Origin of the sequence: Actinospica acidithermotolerans (assembly GCF_018139625.1) — a bacterium.
GTDB classification, from domain to species: Bacteria; Actinomycetota; Actinomycetes; order Streptomycetales; family Catenulisporaceae; genus Actinospica; species Actinospica acidithermotolerans.
On sequence record NZ_JAGSOH010000052.1, the window covers coordinates 1 to 23,546 of the forward strand.

Here is a 23,546-nt window from a genome sequence, read left to right on the forward strand (position 1 = left end):
GTGGTGGTCAGGGCGGCGAGCGGGGTGGGTGAGGGCTCGCGCTCGGGCTCGGCGGCCGCCGCCGGCCGGTCGGCCCACGGGGTGCGGTCCAGCTCGAAGCCGACGGCGAGCCCCGGGTGCCGCTTGGCCAGGTGCCAGCCGATCGGGATCGCGTGCGAATCGCAGATCACCAGCTGCTCGACGGTGCTCCAGTCGAGCCGCTTGACGACCGTGCGGCGCGCCGCGCGCCACATCACGTAGGGGCGCATGAGCCGGTAGACCTTGGCGTAGCCCTTGGTGTACGCGGCTTTCGACAGCTTGCGCACCAGCCCGCCGAGGCGGGAGAGCGGGTGCTTCGCCTCGGCGGCCGCGAGCGTGTGCAGGGTGACCCGCGGGTCGAGGCCCGCCGCCTCCCACGGTCCGGCCTCGACGGTCAGCAGGTCGACGTCGACGCCGCGCGCGAGCAGGTAGTCGGCCGTGTCGGTCACCGCCCGGGACCGCGTCACGCCGATCGCCACCAACAGAACGCTCACGCGCGCACCTCGCTAGCGCTCGGCACGCCCGCTCGCGGACGCGCTGTGTTTAACGGTTCGCTCGCAAGCCCGCTCACGCCGATCCCTCCACGCCGTAGACCTCGGCGAGCCGTGCCGCCACGGCCCTCGATCCGTACCGGCCGATCAGTTCGGCGCGCGCCCGGGCCGGGTCGAGCTGCGCGGCCTGCGTCGCGAGACGCCGGTATCCGTCGACGATGACCTGCGGGTCCGGGCTGACGTCGATCAGCAGCCCGGCCACGCCGTCCAGCCCGGCGAGCGTCTCCTCGGGCCCGCCGCAGCGGGTGACCAGCACCGGCATTCCGCTGCCGACGGCCTCGACCGTGGTCATGCCGAAGGTCTCCGACTTGCTGGGGTGTACCAGCAGGTCGTGCGCGTGCAGGAATTCGAAGACACGCTGCGGGGGCACCGAGTCGTGGAACGCGATGCGTCCGCTCAGATCCAGCTCGGCGGCGCGCGCCCGCAGCGGCTCGACCAGGGGGCCGGTGCCGAGGATGGTCAGGCGCAGCTCGGGCTCGTCCTTCGCCGCGATCGCGAAGGCTTCGACGAGTTCGCCGACGCCCTTGGCCGCGACGACCTTGCCGATGTAGATCCAGCGGTGCAGGGCGGTCACCGGCTCCGGCCGGAACGGCATCGCCTCGATCTCCACCGCGTTCGGCAGCACCTGGATCTTCGCGGCGTGGCCGGGGAACGCGCCGAGCAGCTCGTTGCGCAGCTTCTCGCTGACGCAGAGCACGGCGTCGGCGCGGTCCATCACCTCGGCGTACATGGCGCGGGAGCGCGGCTGGCCGAGGATCTTGCCGAGGAACGAGGCGTGCTCGGTGAACACGACGCGCGCGTCCGGCCGGGCGAAGCGGTGCGCGAGCCAGCCGCCGTAGATCCCGACGTGGCCGTGCACCACGTCGGCCTCGAACCGGCCGCTCCCGAGGACCGGGCGCAGCACGGACTCGTGCGAGAGCGCCCAATCGGCGTAGTGCTTCTTCGGGGTGACCGGGGTCGGGATGTCGGTGACCCAGTAGCCTTCGTCGGCCCGGCGCGCCGTCAGGCCGATGCGCGGGGACGGACCCGAGGTCAGCGCCGCGTAGCCCTTGCGGACCATCCGCGCCTGCACCGGATCGGCCGGGCCGGTCCAGTCCTCGGTGTTGTAGAGGTCGACGCGCGCGAACAGGTCGCGCACGGCCGTCGTCGTGGCCTGCACGAAGGAGCCCGCGAACGGCCGTTGCAGGGTCGGGTGCCAGGGCGTCGTGACGGCCAGGGTCTTATCTGCCACGGTTCACCGCGATCTTCCGGAGCTCCTGCTCGAACGGACCGAGCGTGTTGTCGCGCGTGTACCGCTCGGCGTGCGCGAGCGCCGCCTCGAAATCCGTCTCGGTCAGATCGCGCGAGCGCTTCGCGGCCGAGATCATCGCGTTGGACACGGCCTGCGCGTCGAGCCGGTCGATGCCGAACCAGAGCGGGTGCCCGGTGAGCACGTCGACGGCGGCGATGTCCGGCGCGTGCACCGAGACGATCGGCTTGCCGGTGGCCATGTACTCGAAGATCTTGCCGGAGGTCACGTATTTCGCCCCCGGCACGCAGAACACCAGCGCGTCCAGGCTCCGGTAGGCGTCGCCGACCTCGGTCTTCGCAAGCGGGCCGTGGTAGGTGATGCCGAGGTTCTCGTGCAGCGGGATCTTGTCGATCAGCGGATCGGCCGACTGCTTGAAGAAGCCGAGGTGCCCGTACAGCTCCAGCGTCGCGTCCGCGAACTCGGGATGTCCTTTCGCCGCGCGCCAGCCGTCGAACAGCACGTTCAGCGGCATCGCGTCGGTGATCGTGCCGATGTAGCCGAAGCGCAGCGGCCGGCCGTCCGTCGGGCCCTGGTACGTGGCGCGGCCGAGGATCTCCGGCTCCCAGCCGTTGGGCACGACGGTCATCTGCGGCGCGGACTCCGGGTAGCGCTCGGCGTGCCAGCCGCGCAGGCCCTCGTTGACGAAGGCGGTCAGCGAGGACTTGGCGAGGGTCTTGCGCTCCCACTCCCAGGCCGGGTGCCCGGCCGGGTACTTGTGCTCCTCGGTGAACTGGTTGAACGTCCACGAGTCGCGGTAGTCCAGCGCGTACGGCACGCCGGTCAGCTTGCTGAGCCAGTAGGCGGCGGCGAAGGACGCGAACGGGTTGCCGGTGGCGACGATCAGGTCGTAGCGCTTGCGGGCGTGCTCACGCAGGGCGCGCGCCACGACGTGCGGGATCCAGGAGGCGTAGTGCTCCGGGAAGAAGCGCCGCTGGAGGTAGTTGTAGCCCGCGTTCGCGAGCACCGGCATGTCGGCCCGGAAACGTCCGTAACGCCGAATGTCCCTTTCCCAACGGAAATAGCCCATCGCCGGCCTGCGGATCTTGATCCGCTCGTCCACTCCTGCTTCGAGCGATTCGTCCACACTTCCGATGTACCGTGTGAAGAACTCGCGAGGCGCGGTGTGCACGGTCACGTCCCAGCCCGCGGCGGCGAGGTGGTTCGCCGTCGCTCGCGCCCGGTACACCCCGCTGGACCGGCTCGGCGGGAAGAAGAAGGCCAGGTAAAGCACCCGTGGCGACCTGGCGTCGACTGTGGTTCGGTCTTTCATCATCCCAAGTTCGAGATACGGATGTGCGGGGCGGGTGAACGCTCCAACCAAACAAGTGCCGCGTTAACGAAAGGTAGCCGGAGTTGAATTCGGACCTGTCTTCTGTGCGACGAATCAGGACTTGATCTCAGCGTCAGCTGAACGAAAGGTAAACGAAGGTCAGATACTCTGGGCGAGTTGGGAATCCGAGGATGATCGTCTCTATGATGCGGCGGGTGAGGATCCTCAGCGTGGTCGGCGCCCGGCCCCAGTTCGTCAAGCTCGCCCCGATCGCGGCCGCGGTCACCGCGGCCGGACACGAGCACGTGATCGTGCACACCGGGCAGCACTACGACCCGGAGCTGTCGGACGTCTTCTTCTCCGGCCTCGGCATTCCGCAGCCGGACGAGCAGCTGCACGTCGGATCCGGCCCGGGCCACGGCGTGCAGACCGGCGCGATGCTCGCGGCGCTCGACCCGATCCTCGCCACGTACGCGCCGGACTGGGTGCTCGTCTACGGCGACACGAACTCGACGATCGCGGGCGCGCTCAGCGCCGTGAAGCTGCACCTGCCGCTCGCGCACCTCGAGGCCGGGCTGCGCTCGTTCAACCGGCGGATGCCCGAGGAGCACAACAGGGTACTGACAGACCACGCCGCGGACCTGCTGCTCGCCCCGACCGCGCAGGCCGTCGAGCACCTGGAGCGCGAGGGCCTGGGCGAGCGGACCGTGCTGGTAGGCGATGTCATGGTCGACGCCTGCCTTCGCGCGCGCGACCTCGCCGCCGGCTCGCTCGAAGCCCCCGCCCCCGGCGTCGACCCCGCGCGGCCCTACCTGCTCGCCACGATCCACCGCGCCGAGAACACCGACGAACGCGAGCGCCTGACCTCGATCATCGACGCACTCGCGGGGCTCCCGATCCCGGTGGCGCTGTTGGCGCACCCGCGGCTGCGCGCCCGGGCCGCCGAGTACGGGATCGAGCTCGACCGCGGCTCCCTGCGCGCCGGAGCTCCGTTGCCGTACGCGCAGCTGGTCGCCGCGGTCTCGGGATCCGCAGGCGTGGTCACGGATTCCGGCGGCCTGCAGAAGGAGGCGTACATCCTCGCGCGCCCGTGCACCACGGTGCGCACGGAGACCGAGTGGGTGGAGACCCTGAAAGACGGCTGGAACGTGCTGACCGAACCGACCGCCGCCGACTTCTCCCGAATCGCGACCCGTCCCGCACCGGCGACGCCGCTCGGCCGGCCCTTCGGCGACGGCGAGGCGGCGACGCGCGTCGTCAGCGAGTTGGAGCGGGCTGCCCGCTCCCGCTGACCGGCAGCGGCACGAGCTCCAGCTCACCGGCCGGGCGCGCCGCGCCCGGCTCGCGGCCGAGGACCGCGCGGTAGAGCGCGTCCAGCTTCGCCGCCTGGCCGGCCCACGACGAGCCCGGCCGCGGATCATCCTTGCCCGCGTACACGGCGCGGTACTTCTGCGGCGTCCGCAGCACCTTGCGCACCATCTCGGCGAGCGAACCCGCGTCGCCGGCCGCGAACACCTCCCCGACGCCGAGCCTGCGCGTCTCCGCCGCCATCTCGCGCACGTCGCTGGTCACGATCGGCAGCGCGGCGTGCAGGTACTCGAAGTACTTCGTGATCAGCGACAGCTCGTGATTCGGCAGGTGCAGGATCGGAATCAGGCCGATCGTCGCGGAGCTGATGTACGGCACGACCTGGTCGACCGGCACGTAGGGAACCACATGCAGCCGGTCCGCGACCTTGCGGTCCTCCGCGCGCCGGCGGAGTGCGGCCACGTCCGGGTCGTCTTCGCGAGCGATGAGCGCGAGGTGCACGCCCGGAAGTTCGTCGAGCGCCTCGATCGCCGTCGAGACGCCGCGCCGGGGCGACATCCCGCCGCTGTAGAGCAGCAGCGGCACCTCTTCGCCGAGCCCGCAGTCGCCCCGCAGAGTCCGCTCTGCCGTCGAGGGCTTGATGACCGGCGCGTTCAGGATCACATGCGGACGTGCTCCCAGCCGGTGATCCTCGGCGAGCTTAGACGCGATGCCCTCGGACACGGTGACGACCGCGTCCGCGCGGCCGATGTACTCGCGCTCGACGCCGATCAGCATCCTGCGGCGCATCTGCAGCCGGACGTCCGTGCGCGCCGGCACCTCGATGCCGCGCAGGTACTCGTGCGCGTCGTAGATCCACCGCACCGGCCGCTCCGGCGTGCTGAGCGTCGCCGCGAGCCGTGCGCCGATGCCGACCATGTGGAAGTCGTGCGCGTGGATCAGGTCCGGTTCGAGGCTTGCGACGACCGGGGCGAGCGCGAGCTCCAGGTCCGCGAACCACGGATTGAACCAGCGCCAGCCGCCGTACTGGTCGACGAGCCCGAGCGCGTTGCCGACGACCAGGTGCGCGGCGCCGCCGACCGGGCCGCGCCCGAGCGTCGCCATCAGCTCGTCGGCGGCCGGATTGGCGGCGAGCCAGTGCCGGACCTGGGCCGCGGCCGTGGACCGCAGTCGTCGAGCCGTCGCCGCGTCGCGCGCCGCCAGACCCGCGCGGGCGTCGCGGTAGCCCGGTCGAAGCCGCTTCGCGCGGTCCCCGCCGCGCAACCGCGCACCCTCGTAACCGGACACCGTCTTCGGCACCGGCACGAGCACCACGTCCGCCGCACCGAGCCGGTAACGCACCTGCTCGGTGCCCGGAGCGCGGCCGACCAGGGTCACGTCGTAGCCCGCCGCGGCCATCGACCAGGCGATCTTCTGCACCCGCGAGTCGCCCGCCACGCCGTTGGCGACGAGCATCGCGACCCGCGGAGCGGCGCCGCTCATCGAGCGCCCGCCAGCGCCTGGTACACGCGGACCAGCTCCTTCGAGTCCTGATCCCAGTTCAGCTCCTCGCGGGCCTTGGCCACGTTCGCGCAGAGCGCGGCGTAATCGGCCGTGACCTGCTCCAGCGCCCGCTGCATCGAGGCGGCGTCGCCGGGCCGGTACAGCGCGCCGATCCCGTACCCGGTCACCAGCCGCCGCAGCTCCGGCAGATCGGCGGCGACGACCGGGACGCCCGCGCGCACGGCGTGGAAGACCTTGTTCGGCAGGGCCAGCCGGTGGTTCTCGCAGGTGTCGGTCAGCGTGACGACGGAGATGCCGACCCGGCGCAGCACCTCGTCCACCTCGTCGACCGGGCGCGCGGGTTCGACCCGCACGGTCGCGTCGGTCATCCGCAGGTGGGGGAGGAACTCGCGGTCGGCGTTGCCCATGAGCAGCGTCTCGAGGTGGAGCGCGGCGGTCGCGACGAGCAGCGTCTCGATGTCGCGCGCGGCCCCGATCCGGCCCGCGTACACGACGCCCGCCGGACGCTCCGCCAGGGTGCCGGCCGCCGTGCCCTCGGCGATCGGAAAGCTGTTGCGGACGACCGCGACCGGCGTGGAGCGCCACTTGCCGAGCCGCTCCGCGATCCCGGCGCTCACGGTCAGCACGGCGTCGGCCTTCGCGACGATCTCCCGCTCGATCTTCAGCTCGCGCGCACGCTCCAGCGGCGTCGGACGGCCGTGCCGCTCACGGCCGGACCACCACTCGTGCGAGTCGTACACCAGCTGCGCGCCGCTCTTCTCGGCGAGCTCGGCGGCGAGGACGAGCACGTTGAAGTCGTGCGCGTGCACGACGTCGTACTTGCGGTCGCCGATCGCCTCGCGAGCCCGCTCGCACCACGTGCGCCACACCGATTGCCGGTGCTGCGGCAGCAGCGCCCAACGCGCCGCGCTCCGCGCCTGGCCGACGACGCCGCTCCGTGCGGCGCTGCCGCTGCCGGCGTCGCCACCGCCGCCGGTCGATGCGCCGCCGCCCGGCTTGGCCTTGAGCCCCGTGCCGCCGGAGACCGACTCGACGGTGATCCCCGCCGGCGGCTGCCACGTCTGCGGGACGTCCTTGCCGACGATGTGGATCGTGTGCCCCTCGTCGGCCAGCGAGCGGGCCTCGCGCAGCACCCGCGCGTCGTGCGCGACGTTCGACTGAACGAGCATCAGGACGTTCATGTGAATCCGATTCCCTCTCACACGGCTTCCGGGGCGAAGGCCGATTCCGGCTCAGGTAGCTGCTCGACCGGCTTCGCCCGGTCCCGCGCGGTGAACAGCAGCGGCAGGCCGAGGGCCAGCAGCACCCACACCGGCGACATCAGCCGGTCCGCCTGCGAGGCGATCGGGTGCGCGACGACGGCGGCGATGCCGGTGGCCGCCACCGCGCTGACGAAGATCCCGTACACGGCGTGCCGCCGAACCAGCGCGGCCGCGATCCCGATCAGCCCGAGCAGCACCAGCAGCGCGGTCTGCTCGGAGACCGGGTAGTAGCCCCAGTAGTGCAGGTCCAGCCGCACCAGGCGGCCGACCGGGTTCGAGACGTCCGGCCGGATGAAATGCTTGGTGAACGTGTCCTGCAGCGACACGGACAGTCCCGGCCAGCCGAGCAGCGTGCTCGCCAGCTCGGAGACGACGAACCCGCCGCCGGCCGCCACGGCGACCGCCTTCATCCCGCGCCCCCGCGAGGACGGCACCCACCTGAGGCAGATCAGCGCGGCGACGGCGAGGGCGAGCGCGGCGACCTGCTCGCTCGAATACCGCACCAGGAACCCGCTCACCAGCCCCGCTCCGAGCGCCCAGAGTCCGGCCCTCATCCGCCCCTTGACCAGCCAGACCGCACCGAGCAGCGCGAGCAGAGTGGTCGCGAGCGACGGTCCGTCGGTCAGCATCCGGCTGCCCCAGTACCCGGTCGGCGCCGCCAGGAAGAGCGCCTGTCCACCCAGCGCCGCCCACCGCGACGCGCCCGCAGTCCGCAGCAGCACCAGAACAAGCAGGCTGCCGACGACCGTGCACAGCATCGCCGCGAACCAGAGCCCGAACCGCAGCCCGAACACCGCCGCGAACGGCGCCGCGAGCAGCGGATACCCCGGTCGCGATGTGAAGATCGCAAGATAGCGCGGCGAACTGGGCGTCAGACCATCGCGGTACGTGTGCAGGCACGCCTCGTACGCCGAGGAGTAGCTCGACGAGCCGCTGCCCGATCCCCCCGCGTAGTTCAGCGTCGAGGTCGTGGCCGCGGAGTTCCCGCTGTCCTGGCAGTACATCACCACCGCTTCGTGCACCGCCTGCCCGGGGCTGTCGCCGAGGACCCGCAGCGTTTGCTTCGCGTACTGGTACGTGTCGTTCGATGGCACGTTCTGCCGGTAGTCGACCGCCTGAATCAGCGTGAACAGGGCCGCGACGAGCATCGCCCCGGCAAGCAGGCGCTTGCGAAGGTCGGTCTTTAAGGTGCTGAAGGCCACCCGCGGACGGTAGCGGAGCCCAGCCAACAGGCGGTGTTCTCGACATGTCCTGCCGGTAACCGGAAAGCGCCCTGCCGTTCTCCTGGCCCGCGTACGCTCTCCCCCCATGCACACCGCGCCCCAGCCCCTGTTCAGCCGAGCCCTGCTCGCCCTGACCGCCGCAGCCACCATCGCCGTCGCCCCCCTGGCGGCCGCGGCGATCGGCCCCGCCGGCAGCGGCCGCAGCGCCCACTCGGTCCCCGTGTACCTGATCTCCCGCATCTCGCACGACGTAGGCCACAACGACTGGGCCTTCCAGGGCCAGGACGCCGGCCGAGTGAGCTGGGTGGCCGCCTACGTGGGCCTGGCCCTGTTCTGGCCGGCCGTAGCCCTCTGGATCCGCACCCGGTCACGGCAGATCGAGGCGATGGATGGCCGCCGCCTCCGGCCCTGGTCGCGCGTTCTGCTTGCGGCGTGGGCCGCCGAACTGGTCACCGGGCTGCTGACGCTCGGCGCCGGGGCCTACGCGGAGTGGACGTCCACGCCCATCGGCGCGGACGTCCTCAAGCTGGCGGACCTCTGCTCGCCCTGGTGGTCCTGCGTCGCGGCCGTGATCGTCGTCGCCCGGGCCGAGCACTCCACCCTCGCGCTGCGAGCGATCGGGGGCTACGCCGTCCTGCTCGCCGTCGTGCTGCTCGTCCCGCTGCCCGGCCCGGATTGGCTGAAGGTCCTGCTGCTCGCGGTTCCCGCCGCCATCCCGGCCGTCCTGACGCCGCGCGAATCCCACAGTTCCGCGGCTCCCGGCATATCAGCCTCCGACGGTACTTCGTCCGCCGCGGCTGTCTGAGCCGCTCGCGGCCGTCCGAGCTCTGTGGTCAGGCCCGCTTCGAGATGCGTGCGAACAGGTTCGCCGTAGCGCGTTGTATGCGGGCGTCGACGTAGCCGGCGCGGTTGAGGCCGAAGGACCAGTTGAACGTCGCGGCGGCGAACACCACGGCGCCGCTGTTGGTCTCGTAGAGGCTCGTGTGCTGGACGCGCGGCCAGTTGGAGCCGCCGAGCGCCATGTAGTGCGAGGCCGAGAGCAGCGTGTGCGAGACGAGGTTTCGGGGCGCGGGCGAACCGGGGTAGTAGCCGTCCGCCTCGCCGCCGACGATGCCCGGGATCGTCGTGCCGTCGTGCACGCCGGTGCCGTCCCAGAACCAGTGCTGCGGGTTCGAGACCGACAGCGGCACCTCCTCGCGCGGGATGCCGTTGTACATCACGCCGAGCAGCGACTGCTCAGCCGTCTCCCCGTTCGTCTTCACCTCGCGCCACAGGCAGGTCGGGCCGCTCTTGTCGGCCGCCGGGTCGGGATCGCTCTTCCAGCAGGCCATGATCGGCGTCTCGCGCCCGTACGGATCCTGCTCGAAGCGCACGTGCCAGTACACGTTGTTCGCCGCGATGTACGCCAGGTGCGTCCCGCGGTCGACGGCGGCCGACACCGTCTCGCGCATGTCCTGCGACCAGTACTCGTCGTGGCCGGAGAAGACCAGCGCCGAGTGCTGCGACGCCGTGACCACGCCCTGATGCAGGTCGATGCTCGTCGCGTAGCTCAGGTCGTAGCCCATCCGCTCGGCCCACTGCAGGAACTCGTAGTCCAGGTCGATGCGCTGCGGAAGCCCGACGCCCGAGTAGGGCCGCGCGAAGCTGACCGTCTTGGCCCGCGCGCCGTAGGAGACCGGCTTGCCGTGCACGTCCACGCGGACGTCGCCGCCGTCGGTCTGGTCCTCGCCCGCGTTGCTCTTGTTGCCGTAGCCGTAGTAGAGGCTCTTGCCGGTCGTGCCGTCCAGCGGCCACTGGTTGTACGCCTGGTACGTGGTGAAGGGCAGCACCACCAGGAAGTCGGACCTCCGTGCGTCGTCCCGCACCACGAACGGGGTGACGCTGCGGTGCCCGTCCTCCGTGGTGAACGCCGCGAGGTACGCGCCGGAGGTCCAGTTCCCGGGGACGTGCAGCGTCCAGCTGGCCGACCACGGGCAGTGGATCATCCCGTTGGCCGGATCGGTCACCGGCTCCGGCTGCTTGACGCCGGACAGCGTCGGACTGGCCGTCAGCTGCCGGGCGCCGGCGCCTCCGTAGTAGCCGAGCCGGTAGATCGCGACCGTGAAGCGCTGCGCCGGCTCGGTCGAGACGTGGAAGTCGATCGAGTCGCCGAGGTTCACGCTGGTCGCCGAGGCGTACCCGGCGATCTGCCGGCCCAGGTCGTCGGAACCGACCGTGTCCCCGGCGCCGATCCGCCAGTCGGCGCTGCCCGGCAGCCGGTTCTCCGCGCGGACCGGGTTGTCCGGACCCGCCGCCCGGCCGGCCGGCGCGGGGCCCGCACCGGCCGCGGCGTGCACGGATGCGGCGGCACCGGCGGCGACGGCCCCGGCGCCGAGAACGGTCAGGACGGAACGACGAGAGATCTCAGGCACGGGCGAACAGCCTAGAAAGTCTGAACGCTGCTCCGGTGAACATCCCGCGATCCGCAGGTAGCTTAAGCGCTAATGAAGAGAGATCACCGTTGAGCCTTCCGGACTGTCCGGTGCGGGACCGGTTGCGCCGCCGGAGACCGCGCCGCTCCCGTCGTGCTCCTGCCTGGGTCCGTGCTCGCGCTCGCTTTCGTGCCCATGCCGCCGCCGCGGGCTCTCGCCCTCGATGTCGAGGTTCGGCAGGCGGCGGTCCAGCCGACGCGGCAGCCACCTTCGCCGCGCTCGAACCGTGACCGAATCGTTCTTAATGAGAATTCATGCCTGCGTCACCGGGCTCTGATCGCGCCGGAGCATGCTCTCTGACATGGACACGAAGACGCAGGTGAACGGGTCGGCTGAGCAGGTTCGGGAGACGGGGCGCGAGGCGGGGCGGTTCCGGGCGCTCATGAAGCGGCCGGCCACGATGGTCAGCACGGCCGTCGTGGTCGGGGCCGCGGTCCTCGGCGTGGTCGTGCTCGGCGATCTGGCCCGCACCGAGACGGCCACGCCGGCCGTCGCCTCCAGCCGCTCGAACGGCGGCTCGTCGGAAAGCGCCGACCGGCTTCCGAGCGGAAGCGCGCCGTCGACCCTGACGACTACGTGACCGATAACAGAGTCCGTGCGCCGGCCGCTGTCGCGGCAGCGCCGGTGCGCCGGCCGCTATCGGGCCCCGGCCGGAGGCCCGAAGCGGACCGGCACGCCGGGCGAGTACAGCACGCTGACAGCGGGGGCGGCCGGTTCGAAGCCGGCCGCCCCGAGTAGTTCGTCCTCGCAGGCCAGCAGCTCGGCACGATGCAGCGGCCAGCGCGGGTGCGCGTTCGGCAGGTAAAGCCTGCGCCCGAGCCAGTCGTTGTGCAGCCCCCATCGCGCGGTCACGAAGTGCTCGAGCTCGGTCGGCTCCGCGATCCGCTCGCCGATCCGGATGCTCAGCCGGCTGCTCGCGCCGCGCGGCCCCGGCCACCTGCGCCTCGCCGTGTACGTCAGCACATCGCCCTCGCGCCGGATCGACATCCGGGACCAGAGGTACGGCAGCCGGAACGCGGTGCGGGCGACCACGACCGGCAGCAGCCGCGACGCGTCCAGCGAGCGGAACACGACGCCGCGGCGCCCGTGCTCGTCCACCGAGTACAGCCGGACGTTCGTCTCGGGGAAGGTCCCGAAGTACGGCACGCCGGGCAGCCCCAGCCAGCCGATGCGGTGCATCCGGAACGCCACCAGCCCGACGTACGTGCGCCCGTCCAGCAGGTCGGGCGCCGTTCCCGCGGGCAGCAGGCGCTGGACGAGCTCCGGATCGGCTTCCCAGTGGACGAAGCCGAGATCCAGCCAGGACTGCGTCAGCAGGGTCCTGCCGATGTCGGACGGCGGTTCCGGCGAGAGCGGCTCGGTCATGGAAACCAGCATGCCAGTTCCGGGAACCCTTGACAGCCTCGTTGTTACCGATAACTATTCATCCAGACGCCGCAGCAGACGCGCACAGCGGCCGAAAACCACCCGGGCACGACGGCCGATCCGGCCTGCCGGTCCACCCGAACCCCCGTCCCGCGCGCCGTCCTGGAGCTGAGATTGTGAGCGCTAACATAGCCGAGGTGGCAACGAAGCCGCCCGTGGCCGCCGCCGCGCCGCGGCGCGCCCGGCGCGGACGCACCACCCTCGAGGCCTACCTGCTGATCGGGCCGAGCCTGTTCGGGTTCCTCGCGTTCCTGGTCGCGCCGGTCGTCATCGTGTTCGTGCTCAGCCTGTTCAGCTGGAACCTGATCACCTCGCCGCAGTTCGTCGGCCTCGCGAACTACCGCAGGATGTTCACCGATTCGCAGTCCTGGCACGCGCTGCTCAACACCGCGTACTACGTGGTCCTCAACATCCCGCTGCAGACGGTTCTCGCGCTGCTGCTCGCGCTGGCGCTGAACCGGAGGATGCGCGGGACGAGGTTCTTCCGCGTCGTGTTCGTGCTGCCGTGGATGGCGATGCCGGTGGCCCTCGGCGTGATCTGGAACTGGATCTTCGACCCGCGCTCCGGAATCATCGACCACATCATCTCCATGCTCGGATTCACCGGCCCGAACTGGCTGACCTCGAGCACCTGGGCGATGCCGGTCGTCGCGTCCGTCAACGTCTGGCAGTACACCGGCTACACGATGCTCTTCCTGCTCGCCGGGCTGCAGGCGATACCGCAGCAGGTCTACGAGGCGGCCGCGCTCGACGGCGTCAACGCCTGGCAGCGCTTCTTCCGGATCACCCTCCCGCTGCTGCGGCCGTCGATGTTCTTCGTGCTCGTCACCAACGTCATCGGCTCGTTCCAGCAGTTCGACACCGTCTTCGTGATGACCCAGGGCGGCCCGGGCCAGTCCACGACGACTCTGAACTACTACATCTACCAGCAGGCCTTCCAGCTCTTCCACGCCGGCTACGCGGCCACGCTCTCCATCCTGCTGTTCGCGGTGATCCTCCTCGTGACGATCGTTCAGTTCCGCTACTTCCGCAAGCGCACCATCTACGACTTCAGCTGAGGAGGACGACCCGATGGCAACGAAGCGAATCGGACAACGCGTCCGCGGCACGACCGTCTACCTGCTGCTCTCGATCGGCGCGCTCCTGTCGGTGGCGCCGTACCTGATGACCCTCAACGCCGCGTTCAAGCCGCAGTCCACCCTGCTGTCCACGCAGGCCTGGACCCCGGCCGCGCCCGCGACCTGGTCCAACTTCACCGAGCTGTGGCGGCAGTACGACATGTCCGGGTTCATCGTGCACACCACGATCGTGGCCGGCGTGATCACGATCGGGCAGCTGGTCTTCACGACCATGTCCGCGTACGCGTTCGCCCGCCTCGACTTCCCCGGCCGCGAACCGCTGTTCTGGGGCTTCATCGCGATGATGATGGTGCCTCAGATCGTCACGCTGATCCCGCTGTTCCTGATCATGAGCCACCTGCAGCTGATCGACACCTACCGCGCGCTGATCCTGCCCTACGTCTTCGGCACGCCCTACGGGATCTTCCTGGTCAGGCAGTACTTCCAGACCATCCCGGCCGATCTGGAGGCCGCGGCCAGGATCGACGGCGCCGGGACCTGGACGATCCTGCGGCGGATCATGCTGCCGCTGAGCAAGCCGATCCTGGCCACGCTCGCCACGATCACCTTCGTCAACACGTGGAACGGCCTGCTCTGGCCGCTGATGGCCACCAGCAGCGAACGCGACGAGGTGGTCACCGTCGGCATCGCCGCCCTGCAGGGGCAGTTCGCCTCCGAACTGCACATCCTGCTGCCGGCCGCGGCCGTCGCCCTGCTCCCGCTGGTCGCCATCTTCCTGCTGTTCCAGCGGCACATCGTCCGGTCGATCGCGCTGACCGGTCTCAAGTAACCGCCCGTCCCCATCCGCAAAGCACAGCCACAGAGAAGTGGACTGATTCCGATGTTCCGACGCGCCACCAGAAAGACACTCGCCCTCGCTGCCGCCGCGGTTTCAGCGGCCGGCCTGACCTCCGCCTGCGGCGGGTCCTCCGGCTCCTCCGGCGGAACGGTGAACCTGACCTACATGATCTGGCAGACCAGCGAAGAGGCCGCCTACCAGCAGTCGATCGACGTGTTCGAGAAGGCGCACCCGGACATCCACGTCACCATCGACCTCGTGCCGTGGGCGCAGTACTGGGCCAAGCTGCAGACCTCGGCGGCCGGGCGCAACATGCCGGACGTGTTCTGGGACCACCTGGAGTACCTGCCCGAGCTCGCGAAGGAGGGGATCATCACCAACATCGCCCCGGACATCGCGTCCTCGAAGATCGACATGAGCCAGTACAGCTCCAAGCTGGTCGCGCAGTGGTCGAACGGGAGCACGGTCTACGGCCTGCCGAAGGACTGGGACACCATAGCGACGATCTACAACGCGAAGGACCTGAAGGCGGCGGGCATCACCCCCGCGCAGCTCGGCTCGCTCAGCTGGAACACGACCGACGGCGGCACGTTCGTGCGGGCCTTGGAAAAGCTCACGGTGGACGTCACAGGCAAGCACCCGAACGAGGCCGGCTTCGAGGCGAACCACGTCAAGCAGTACGACATCGCGCTCGAGGCGCCGAACGGCCAGCAGGACTGGTGGGACTTCGGCGTGCAGAACGGCTGCGAGCTGCAGAACAAGCCGTACGGCACCTGGACGGTGAACTCGGCCGCGTGCGTGCAGGCGATGCAGTTCGAGCAGGACCTGATGTACAAGTGGCACGTCGCGGCCCCCGGCACCGTCACCAACACGCCGAACGCCGCCGCGCTGCCGCAGCTGCTCGCGCAGGACACCGCCGCCATCACCTTCGACGGGGACTGGGACCTGGACACCTACCAGAGCTCGCTGCCCGCCGGCAGCTGGGGCGTGGCCGCGCTGCCGACCGGCCCGAAGGGCTCCGGCACCGTGTTCAACGGCCTGACCGACGCGATCTACTCCGGCACCAAGCACCCGGCCGAGGCCTGGGAGCTGGAGGAGTGGCTCGGCTCGGCCGCCTCGGAGAAGATCGTCACCGACTCCGGCACGGTCTGGGCCGCGATCCCCAGCCTGGACAGCGGGTTCATCGCCGCCTGGAAGGCCAAGGGCATCGACGTCTCGGCGTTCTACACCGGGTCCCAGGGCACGACGATCGGCTATCCGCTGACCACCTCGGGCACCGCGTTCACCAACGTCGTGCTCAAGGACATGAACCAGGTCTGGCTCGACCAGATGACCCCGCAGGCCGCGGCGAACGACATCACCACCACGTCGAACGCGGCCGCCGCCAACGGGGATTAACGTTTACCCTACGAGGACCGAGTGACAGGGAGCGGTAACATCAACACCGACACGCCGACGACTCCGCCCGAGCGCGGGCAGGGCGCCACCAGCATCTGGGAGGTGGCTCGCGCCGCCGGCGTGTCGCACCAGACCGTCTCCCGGGTGATCAACGGCAAGCCGCACGTGCGGCCCGAGACCCGGGCCCTGGTGCTGGCGACCATCGAGGAACTCGGCTTCACCCCGAACCGCGCCGCGCAGGCCCTGGCCGGCGGCCCCGTGCGCGCCGTGACGGTGCTCACCGCCGACACGGCGGCGTACGGGTACGCCGCGGCCCTGCGCGGCATCGAGGAGGCGGCCCGCGCCGCCCGGTTCACCGTCGGCATCAGCGTTCTTGAACCGGACGCGGCGCGCCAGCCGCAGGACGTGATCGAGCGGCTCTCCGCCGGGCGGGCCGCGATCGTGATCGCGTTCGAGGCGGCCGGCGTGCGCGCGCTGGACGCGCTGCCCGAGAACCTGCCGGTGGTCGGGGTCGTGGAGCGCCCGGCCTCGGGCCACGTCCCGGACGGCCGGCCGCAGGTCTGGATCGACGACCGCGAGGCCGCCTCGCGCGCGACGCGCCACCTGCTCGGCCTCGGCCACCGCACGGTCCACTACCTGTCCATCCCGTCCTCGACCCAGCGGCCGAGCCAGCGCATGCAGGGCTGGCAGGACGCGCTGCGCGCGGCGGGAGCCCCGGTCCCGCCGCAGCACCCGGCGGGCTGGACGCCGCGCTCGGGCTATCGCGCGGCCCGCGGGCTGGTCGCCGACCGCGAGGTCACCGCGATCCTGGCGGGCAACGACGATCTCGCGATCGGCGTGCTGCGCGCGGCCCGGGAGGCGGGCCGCGACGTGCCCGGCGACCTGAGCGTCATCGGCTTCGACGACGCGCCCCAGTCCGCGTACCTGAATCCGGCGCTGACCAGCGTGCGCCTCGACTTCGAGGGGCTCGGCCGGGCCGGGTTCGGCCTGCTGCACAACCTGCTCGACCCGAACGCCGCCGCGGCGCCCCCGGTCTGGGACGAGCCCGAGCTGATCCTGCGCGAGAGCAGCGGCCCCGCGCCGCGCTGACCCGGCACCGGCGCCGGCCGGGCCCGCCGAACCGCCGACCCACCGATCCGCCGAACACCGACCCGCCGACCCACCAGGCCCGGCCTGTCGCCGGCGGGCCATGTTACCGCTCACGGAATGGATCTCGTCATGCCCGCGATCGCGCACTCCCGCGACCACCGACTCTGGGTGCTGACCGCCGCAGAGTCCTGCTACGTGCTGCACCTCGACGATGACGACCTCCTCCACGGACTGCACTGGGGGCCGGCGCTGACGCCGGAACAGGCGGTCACCCTCCTCGACTATCCGCCGCCGCGTCCGCGCAGCTGCGAGGATCCGCGCGACGGCACGCTGGACCTGAGTGCGGCCGGGGGGGCGCGCTATGCCCACGCGGGCCTCCAGGTCCGCTTCGCCGACGGCACCCGAGACCTGGAGCTCCGGTTCACCGGACACCGGGTCGCCGAGAACGACCTCGTCCTGACCTTCGCGGACAACCACTACCCGCTTGCCGTCGAGACCCACTACCGCGTGTGCGCGGGCAGCCCGGCCATCGAGCGCCGTCTGACGGCCCGCCACACCGGTGATCCTTCCGCCGACCCGATCCGGATCACCCGTGCCGACTCCGCCACCTGGATCCTCCCGACGCTCGCCGACTACCGGCTCAGCCAGAGCTACGGCCAATGGGCCGCCGAGAACCAGGTCTCCCGCAGCACCCTGGCACGCGGCGCCACGGTTCTCGGCAGCGGACGCGGCGTGAGCAGCCATCATGCGAGCCCCTGGGCGATGATCGACGACGGTTCCGCGACGGGGGAGCACGGCGCCGTCTACGGAACGACGCTCGCCTGGAGCGGCAACTGGCAGATCATCGCCGACCGCCTGCCGAGCGAGCGCCTTTCGCTCTCTGTCGGCGCGGCACACGTCCCCGAGACTCGGCTCCTCGAACCGGGGGACGAGCTGAGCACGCCGGTCAGCGTCGGCATGTATACCGAGGGCGGCTTCGGCGCCGCGAGCCGCGCGTGGCACGACTACATCCGTGCGAACGTCATCCCGCACCCGGACGAGGCGCGCCCGGTGCTCTACAACTCCTGGGAGGCGACCGAGTTCGACGTCAGCGTCAAGGCGCAGATGGCGCTGGCGGATCGTGCCGCAGCCCTCGGCGTCGAGCTGTTCGTCATGGACGACGGCTGGTTCGGCCGCCGCGTCGACGACACCGCGGGCCTCGGCGACTGGACGCCGAACCCGGACCGCTTCCCCGACGGACTCGGCCCGCTGATCGAGCACGTACACGGCCTCGGCATGAAGTTCGGCCTCTGGGTCGAACCGGAGATGGCGAACCCGGACAGCGACCTCTATCGCGCTCGCCCCGATTGGATCATCTCCCGGCCGCAACGCCACCGCACCCGGATACGGGAGCAGCACGTGCTCAACCTCGCGCGTTCGGACGTCGCCGAGTGGGTGCACGCGACGATCGAGCGGCTGCTGAGCGAAAACGCCATCGACTTCCTCAAGTGGGACATGAACCGGCCGCTCACCGAGGTCGGTGACGACACGTCGGTGATCGACTACGTCACCAATCTCTACGCGATCCTCGACCGGCTGCGCGCCGACCACCCCGCGCTGCGTATCGAGAACTGTTCGAGCGGCGGCGGACGCGTCGACCTGGCCGCGTGCCCCGACGCTGAACTCGCGAGGCTCGGCGAGCTGATCGCCGCGTACAAGTCGGTCCGCCACGTGGTCCAGCTCGGCGTCCAGCACCGGCTCGGCCCATCGCACGCCGTTCAATTCCTGGCGCGTGACGGCAGCGAGCTCGTCGTCCTCGCCTTTCACAACTCCAGCCGCTTCGGCCGGCCCGCCGCCGCCCTGCCTTTGCGCGCCCTCGACCCGCAGGCCGTCTACCGGGACACCGCCACCGGCGGAGGCGTTCACCACGGCGCCGTCCTGATGACCCGGGGCCTGCCCCTCGACCTACCCGCCGGGGAGTGCGCGAGCACCCTGATCCACCTCCGGCGGGTCGGGCTCTCACCACACCGAATGGAGTGAATGCACAGCCATGAAACGCATCCGCGCAATGTCGCGCGCCGCGGTCTCGGCGCTGCTCGTCACCACAGCCGCGAGCGCCGGGGCGATGGCCACCCCGGCGGCCGCCGCCACCTCCACGTTCACCGTCAACCTCGGCACCAGCACCGGCGCCATGATGCACGGCGCGAACGGCGCTCTCTACGGCGTGTCCGACGCCGGCGTCCCGTCCGCGAACCTCGTGACGCCCCTCAACGTCACGACGATCGCGCAGGGTCCGCCCGGGGACACCCAGCACCCGAACGGCGACGCCGGGAAGATCTCGGCGTCCTTCGAGCAGGAGGACAGCAACGGCAAGATCCTGGTGTACCTCCAGGACATCTACTCGTCGTGGCCGTACCCGACCGAGACCGAGTCGGCGTACCTGTCCGAGGTCAACACGATCATGGCGGAGATCTACGCGAGCCCGCAGCGCGCGGACTTCGAGATCGTCCCCTACAACGAGCCCGACCAGCAGTGGTTCGACCTCGGCGGAGGCTCGTCCTACTACAGCAACTTCTACACGTGGTGGGACGCGACGTACGCCGAGATCGAGTCCGACGATCCGGGCGCGATCGTCGTCGGGCCGAACGAGTCCGGCTTCGACTCCTCGTTCCTCCCGGCGTTCCTCGCGCACGCCAAGTCCGCCGGCACGCTGCCGAACGTGATCAGCTGGCACGAGCTGTCCGGCACCAGCCTGTCGAACTTCGCCACGCACTACGCGGACTACCGCGCCGACGAGACCGCCGCGGGGATCACCACCCCGATCCCGATCGACATCGACGAGTACGGCAACCGCTCGGACCTGTCCGTGCCCGGCCAGCTCGTGCAGTGGATCGCCATGTTCGAGAAGGCCAAGGTCTACGCCGACATGGCCTACTGGGACATCGCCGGCAACTTCGACGACCTGATGACCGGCCAGAACACGCCGACCGGTGCGTACTGGCTGTACTACTGGTATGCCCGGATGACGGGCAACAGCGTCTCGGTCACGCCGCCGTCCGCCAACACGGTGGACACGCTGCAGGGCGTCGCGTCGTACAACACGACCGAGAAGCAGGCCCAGGTCATCCTAGGCGGCTCCTCCGGGGCCGCGAACACGGTGATCAACGGGATCTCGTCGAGCGTGTTCGGCTCCTACGTCACGGCGACCGTCGAGGCGACGAACTGGTCCGGTTACTCCGGCGCCGGCACGACGCCGCAGGTGATCTCCCGGACGACGTACTCCACGTCCTCGGGCTCCATCACGGTCCCGTTGACGAACATGAACTCGATGTCGGCGTACCGGATTGTGCTGACCCCTTCGAACGTCTCCTCCGCGACGACGCCGACGGTCCCGTCCAGCTCGACGTATTACGCGGCCGCCGCGTCGATCACCGACGCGACGGTCTACGCGCAGGGCTCGGAGAGCAACCCCAGCGGGTATGCCACCGCGGACACCGAGGACGTCGGCTCGATCGACAAGTCGGACAGCGCGGTGACGTTCACCGTAACGGCGCCGAGTTCCGGTTCGTACAACCTCGCGATCTACTACGGCAACCAGACCGGGACGTACGCGCAACAGGCGTTGAGCATCGACGGAGTGGCCGACGAATTCGTCGACTACCCGGCCACGCTCAACTGGCTGTGGCGCGACTACGTCACCGTGCCGGTCACGCTGACCGCCGGCACGCACACGATCACGCTCGCGGTCGACAACTCGACGCTCGGCGACTCGATCGGCCAGGTCACGCTGGACCAGATCGTCCTGACCGCGGCGTCGTCGGCGGCGACCGTGTACGAATCCACGATGGGCCGCACGTCGGGCACGGTTTCGTACGACTACTCCGCCTCCGACGGCACCGGCGAGGGCGCGATCGACCTGGCCTCGGGCGCCGGCTCGACCGTCGACGTGTACGCGCCGTCCAACGGCTACTACACGACCGACGTGCGGTACTCCGCGGCCGCCGGCAGCAGCCTCACGCTCACGGCCAACGGCGAACCCGTCGCCGGTTCCTCGCTCCCGTCCACGTCCGGATCGGTCTCGACGGTCGCCGCCTCGGTGTACCTGCAGGCCGGGATCAACCCGGTCACCGTCACCGCGAACGGCACCGGAACGGTCCAGGACGTGCAGGTCGCGGCTTCACCGAGCAGCACCGGCACGACGTACCAGGCGGAGAGCTCGTCCAACACGCTCGCCGGAACCGCGGCGGTCGAGACGGACACGTGGGCGTCGGGGGGCGAGTACGTCGGCTGGGTCGGCGACGCCTCGGCCAACACGCTCACGTTCAACAACGTGTACGCAGCGACGGCCGGCACGTACATGCTGGTCATCGCGTACTCGAACGATGACACGTCGGGCTCCGGCAACTACAACTCCAACATCGAATCGCGCTGGGCCCAGGTGTCGGTGAACGGCGGCGCCGCCACCACGGAAGTGTTCGCCAACACCTACAGCTGGGACAGCTTCCGCACCGTCGCCATGCCCGTGACCCTCAAGGCCGGCGACAACACGGTCGAGTTCTCGAACTCGACCGGCTACGTCCCGAACCTCGACTACATCCAAGTGGCCCAGCTGTAGTACGGCCGAGCACGGAACCGTTCCCCCGTCCGCCGCAGCGCGGGCGGGGGAACGGCACTCACCGCTCGGAGGCCCCTCCGAGTCTCCTCACGAGTTCGAAAGCGACGGACATGATCATCACCTTCGGGCACGCCCTGGAACTGGACCTCTACTGCGCCGAGGGCGAGCCGCCGCGGCTGGCCGCGCTCCGGGCCGGCGGTTCCCCGCTCGCGGCCGAGAGCACGGATCCCGCGACGCTCGACATCCTTCCGCTGTCGCACATCGAACTCGCCGGCCACTCGCGCGAGCACATCAACGGCAAACGCCACATCGGCGGCGCCGTATCCTCCCGCCTCCAGTACGTGCGCCACGACATCACCCGCGCCGGGCAGGCACTGCTGCTGGAGATCACCTCGCGCGATCCCATCACCGACCTGACCGTCGTCGCCCGAATCGAGCAGCACCCTGACATCGCTGCCATCCGCAGCTCGACCCGGGTCACCGCCGGCTCGCACGAGGTCGTGCTGTTGCACGTGGCCTCGCTGGTGATCCCCGGCGTACTTGCGATCGCCGACACGGCCCTTGGCGCGGCCGGCCGCTGGGAGGACCGCCTCACGGCGTGGACCGCCGCCAATCCGTGGTGCGGCGAAGGCCGCTGGACCTCGGCCACCCTCTCCCAGCGCGGCCTGACCGCGACCGAGAAGCCCGACGCGCGCAACCGCTTCGCGCTCGCCAGCACCGGATCGTGGTCCTCGTCCGAGCACCTGCCGATGGGCGCGCTCACGGACGAGCACACCGGTCGCGCCCTCGCCTGGCAGATCGAGCACAACGGCTCGTGGGCCTGGGAGATCGGCGACACCCACGACGCGGTGTACGTCAGCCTGTCCGGCCCCAGCGACGCCGAAAGCCAGTGGTCGAAGGTCCTCGCCCCCGGCGAGAGCTTCACCACCGTACCCGCGACCCTCGCCGCATCCGCCCACGGCCTCGAGGGCGCGATCGGCGAGCTCACCAAGCACCGCCGCGTCACCCGCCGCCCGCACGCCGACCTCGAGCGCCTGCCGATCATCTTCAACGACTACATGAACTGCCTCGGCGGCGATCCGAGCACCGACCGCCTGCTGCCGCTCATCGACGCGGCGGCCCGGGCCGGCGCCGAATACTTCGTCGTCGACGCCGGCTGGTACGACGACACCGACGGCTGGTGGGACAGCGTCGGCGAATGGCAGCCCTCGACGGTGCGCTTCCCCGGCGGCCTCGACAAGGTGATGGAGCTCGTGCGCGAACGCGGCATGACCCCCGGCCTCTGGCTGGAGCCGGAGGTGGTCGGCGTACGCAGCCCGATGGCCGGCAGCCTGCCGGACGGGGCCTTCTTCCAGCGAGCGGGCCGACGGCTGACCGAACGCGGCCGCCACCAGCTGGACTTCCGCCACCCGGCGTCCCGTGCACACCTCGACGCGACCGTCGACCGCCTCGTGAGCGAGTACGGCATCGGATACTTCAAGCTCGACTACAACATTGAGGTCGGACCCGGCACCGACCACGCCGCCGACAGCGCCGGCGACGGCCTGCTCGGCCACAACCGCGCGTACCGTGCGTGGATCGACGGCGTCCTCGACCGCCATCCCGGCCTCGTCATCGAAAGCTGCTCCTCCGGCGGCATGCGAACCGACTACGCGATGCTCGCCGCCACCCAGCTGCACTCCGTCACCGATCAGACCGACTTCCACCGCCTCCCGGCCATTGCGGCAGCCGCCCCGATGGCCGTGACCCCGGAACAGTCGGCCATGTGGGCGTACCCGGTCCCCGCGATGACCGACCGCGAGACCGCCTTCAACCTCGCCGGCGCCCTGCTCGGCCGCATCCACCTCAGCGGCCGCCTCGACCTGCTGCGCCCCGAGCAGGAAGCCCTCGTCCACCAGGCCCTTGCGGCCTACCGCGAGCTGCGCCCCCACCTGCCCGCCGCGCTCCCGCACTGGCCCGTCGGCCTGCCCGCCTGGCGCGACGGCTGGGTGGCCCTGGCCCTCGAAACCGACGGGCCCGACCGGGATTCCCCCGTCGCCGGCTACGTCCTGGCCTGGCGTCGCGACGCCGACGACCTCGCCTGGCACCAGGAGGTCCGCTCCCTCACGGTCCGCCTCCCGGAGTGGTCGGCGGTCCTGGTGCGGCTGACCCGCGTCTGACGCGGGCGCGATCACGGGATCAGAACGCCGGAATCTCCGCCGGAACGCACCTCCCACCGGCGGAGAA

Annotated in this window: 17 protein-coding genes and 1 pseudogene; 10 read left to right on the forward strand and 8 right to left on the reverse strand. The window is 70.7% G+C overall.

What is annotated here, in order from left to right:
* The 3 genes and pseudogenes from KDK95_RS18110 to KDK95_RS18120 form a co-directional block, all read right to left on the reverse strand.
* Positions 1-512 (reverse strand): annotated as a pseudogene (locus tag KDK95_RS18110) (hypothetical protein); the annotation flags it as partial.
* A 73-nt stretch (positions 513-585) separates the two neighbouring features.
* On the reverse strand, positions 586-1,800 hold the full coding sequence (locus KDK95_RS18115; protein WP_212519377.1) for a glycosyltransferase: 1,215 nt from the start codon (positions 1,798-1,800) through the stop codon (positions 586-588).
* Positions 1,790-3,091, reverse strand: coding sequence for a glycosyltransferase (locus KDK95_RS18120; RefSeq protein WP_212519378.1), 1,302 nt, complete (start codon positions 3,089-3,091; stop codon positions 1,790-1,792). The genes KDK95_RS18115 and KDK95_RS18120 overlap by 11 nt, the downstream gene beginning before the upstream one ends.
* A gap of 254 nt (positions 3,092-3,345) precedes the next feature.
* Here KDK95_RS18120 and wecB point away from each other — a divergent pair, with 254 nt between their 5' ends.
* Positions 3,346-4,422 carry a non-hydrolyzing UDP-N-acetylglucosamine 2-epimerase gene (wecB, locus tag KDK95_RS18125; protein WP_212519379.1) on the forward strand — a complete coding sequence of 359 codons (1,077 nt, stop codon included), beginning with the start codon at positions 3,346-3,348 and terminating at the stop codon, positions 4,420-4,422.
* Here the strand turns inward: wecB and KDK95_RS18130 are convergent.
* From KDK95_RS18130 to KDK95_RS18140, 3 genes are read right to left on the reverse strand one after another with little or no spacing between them, the layout of a single operon-like run.
* Positions 4,388-5,920, reverse strand: a complete 1,533-nt coding sequence (locus KDK95_RS18130) for a glycosyltransferase (protein WP_212519380.1) — start codon at positions 5,918-5,920, stop codon at positions 4,388-4,390. The genes wecB and KDK95_RS18130 overlap by 35 nt on opposite strands.
* Positions 5,917-7,122, reverse strand: a complete 1,206-nt coding sequence (locus KDK95_RS18135) for a glycosyltransferase (protein ID WP_212519381.1) — start codon at positions 7,120-7,122, stop codon at positions 5,917-5,919. Before KDK95_RS18135 ends, KDK95_RS18130 begins: the two co-directional genes overlap by 4 nt.
* 17 nt (positions 7,123-7,139) lie before the next feature.
* Positions 7,140-8,405: a hypothetical protein gene (locus KDK95_RS18140; protein WP_212519382.1), complete on the reverse strand. Its 1,266-nt coding sequence runs from the start codon at positions 8,403-8,405 to the stop codon at positions 7,140-7,142.
* Positions 8,406-8,511: 106 nt separating this feature from the next.
* Here KDK95_RS18140 and KDK95_RS18145 point away from each other — a divergent pair, with 106 nt between their 5' ends.
* Positions 8,512-9,231 (forward strand): hypothetical protein, encoded by a 720-nt coding sequence (locus KDK95_RS18145; protein ID WP_212519383.1) that lies wholly within the window; start codon positions 8,512-8,514, stop codon positions 9,229-9,231.
* Positions 9,232-9,259: 28 nt separating this feature from the next.
* Here KDK95_RS18145 and KDK95_RS18150 read toward each other — a convergent pair whose 3' ends face one another.
* The gene (locus KDK95_RS18150) at positions 9,260-10,837 is read right to left on the reverse strand and encodes a N,N-dimethylformamidase beta subunit family domain-containing protein (RefSeq protein WP_212519384.1); all 1,578 of its coding nucleotides are present in this window, start codon (positions 10,835-10,837) and stop codon (positions 9,260-9,262) included.
* Between the two features lie 361 nt (positions 10,838-11,198).
* Here KDK95_RS18150 and KDK95_RS18155 point away from each other — a divergent pair, with 361 nt between their 5' ends.
* Positions 11,199-11,477, forward strand: a complete 279-nt coding sequence (locus tag KDK95_RS18155; RefSeq protein WP_212519385.1) for a hypothetical protein — start codon at positions 11,199-11,201, stop codon at positions 11,475-11,477.
* A gap of 56 nt (positions 11,478-11,533) precedes the next feature.
* Here KDK95_RS18155 and KDK95_RS18160 read toward each other — a convergent pair whose 3' ends face one another.
* A complete protein-coding gene (locus KDK95_RS18160; protein WP_249161482.1) occupies positions 11,534-12,262 on the reverse strand; it encodes a YqjF family protein in 729 nt (242 codons plus the stop codon).
* Between the two features lie 197 nt (positions 12,263-12,459).
* On the opposite strand from KDK95_RS18160, the gene KDK95_RS35930 reads away from it, so the two are divergent.
* From KDK95_RS35930 to KDK95_RS18195, 7 genes are all read left to right on the forward strand, one after another.
* On the forward strand, positions 12,460-13,380 hold the full coding sequence (locus KDK95_RS35930) for a carbohydrate ABC transporter permease (RefSeq protein ID WP_212519387.1): 921 nt from the start codon (positions 12,460-12,462) through the stop codon (positions 13,378-13,380).
* A gap of 13 nt (positions 13,381-13,393) precedes the next feature.
* Positions 13,394-14,230, forward strand: coding sequence for a carbohydrate ABC transporter permease (locus KDK95_RS18170; RefSeq protein WP_212519388.1), 837 nt, complete (start codon positions 13,394-13,396; stop codon positions 14,228-14,230).
* A gap of 51 nt (positions 14,231-14,281) precedes the next feature.
* Positions 14,282-15,637 (forward strand): ABC transporter substrate-binding protein, encoded by a 1,356-nt coding sequence (locus tag KDK95_RS18175; protein WP_212519389.1) that lies wholly within the window; start codon positions 14,282-14,284, stop codon positions 15,635-15,637.
* A gap of 21 nt (positions 15,638-15,658) precedes the next feature.
* Positions 15,659-16,726 carry a LacI family DNA-binding transcriptional regulator gene (locus KDK95_RS18180; protein WP_212519390.1) on the forward strand — a complete coding sequence of 356 codons (1,068 nt, stop codon included), beginning with the start codon at positions 15,659-15,661 and terminating at the stop codon, positions 16,724-16,726.
* Positions 16,727-16,855: 129 nt separating this feature from the next.
* Positions 16,856-18,745, forward strand: a complete 1,890-nt coding sequence (locus KDK95_RS18185) for an alpha-galactosidase (protein ID WP_212519391.1) — start codon at positions 16,856-16,858, stop codon at positions 18,743-18,745.
* A 10-nt stretch (positions 18,746-18,755) separates the two neighbouring features.
* Positions 18,756-21,320, forward strand: coding sequence for a carbohydrate-binding protein (locus KDK95_RS18190; RefSeq protein ID WP_212519392.1), 2,565 nt, complete (start codon positions 18,756-18,758; stop codon positions 21,318-21,320).
* 110 nt (positions 21,321-21,430) lie between these two features.
* On the forward strand, positions 21,431-23,479 hold the full coding sequence (locus tag KDK95_RS18195; RefSeq protein ID WP_212519393.1) for an alpha-galactosidase: 2,049 nt from the start codon (positions 21,431-21,433) through the stop codon (positions 23,477-23,479).
* Positions 23,480-23,546: the final 67 nt, after the last annotated feature.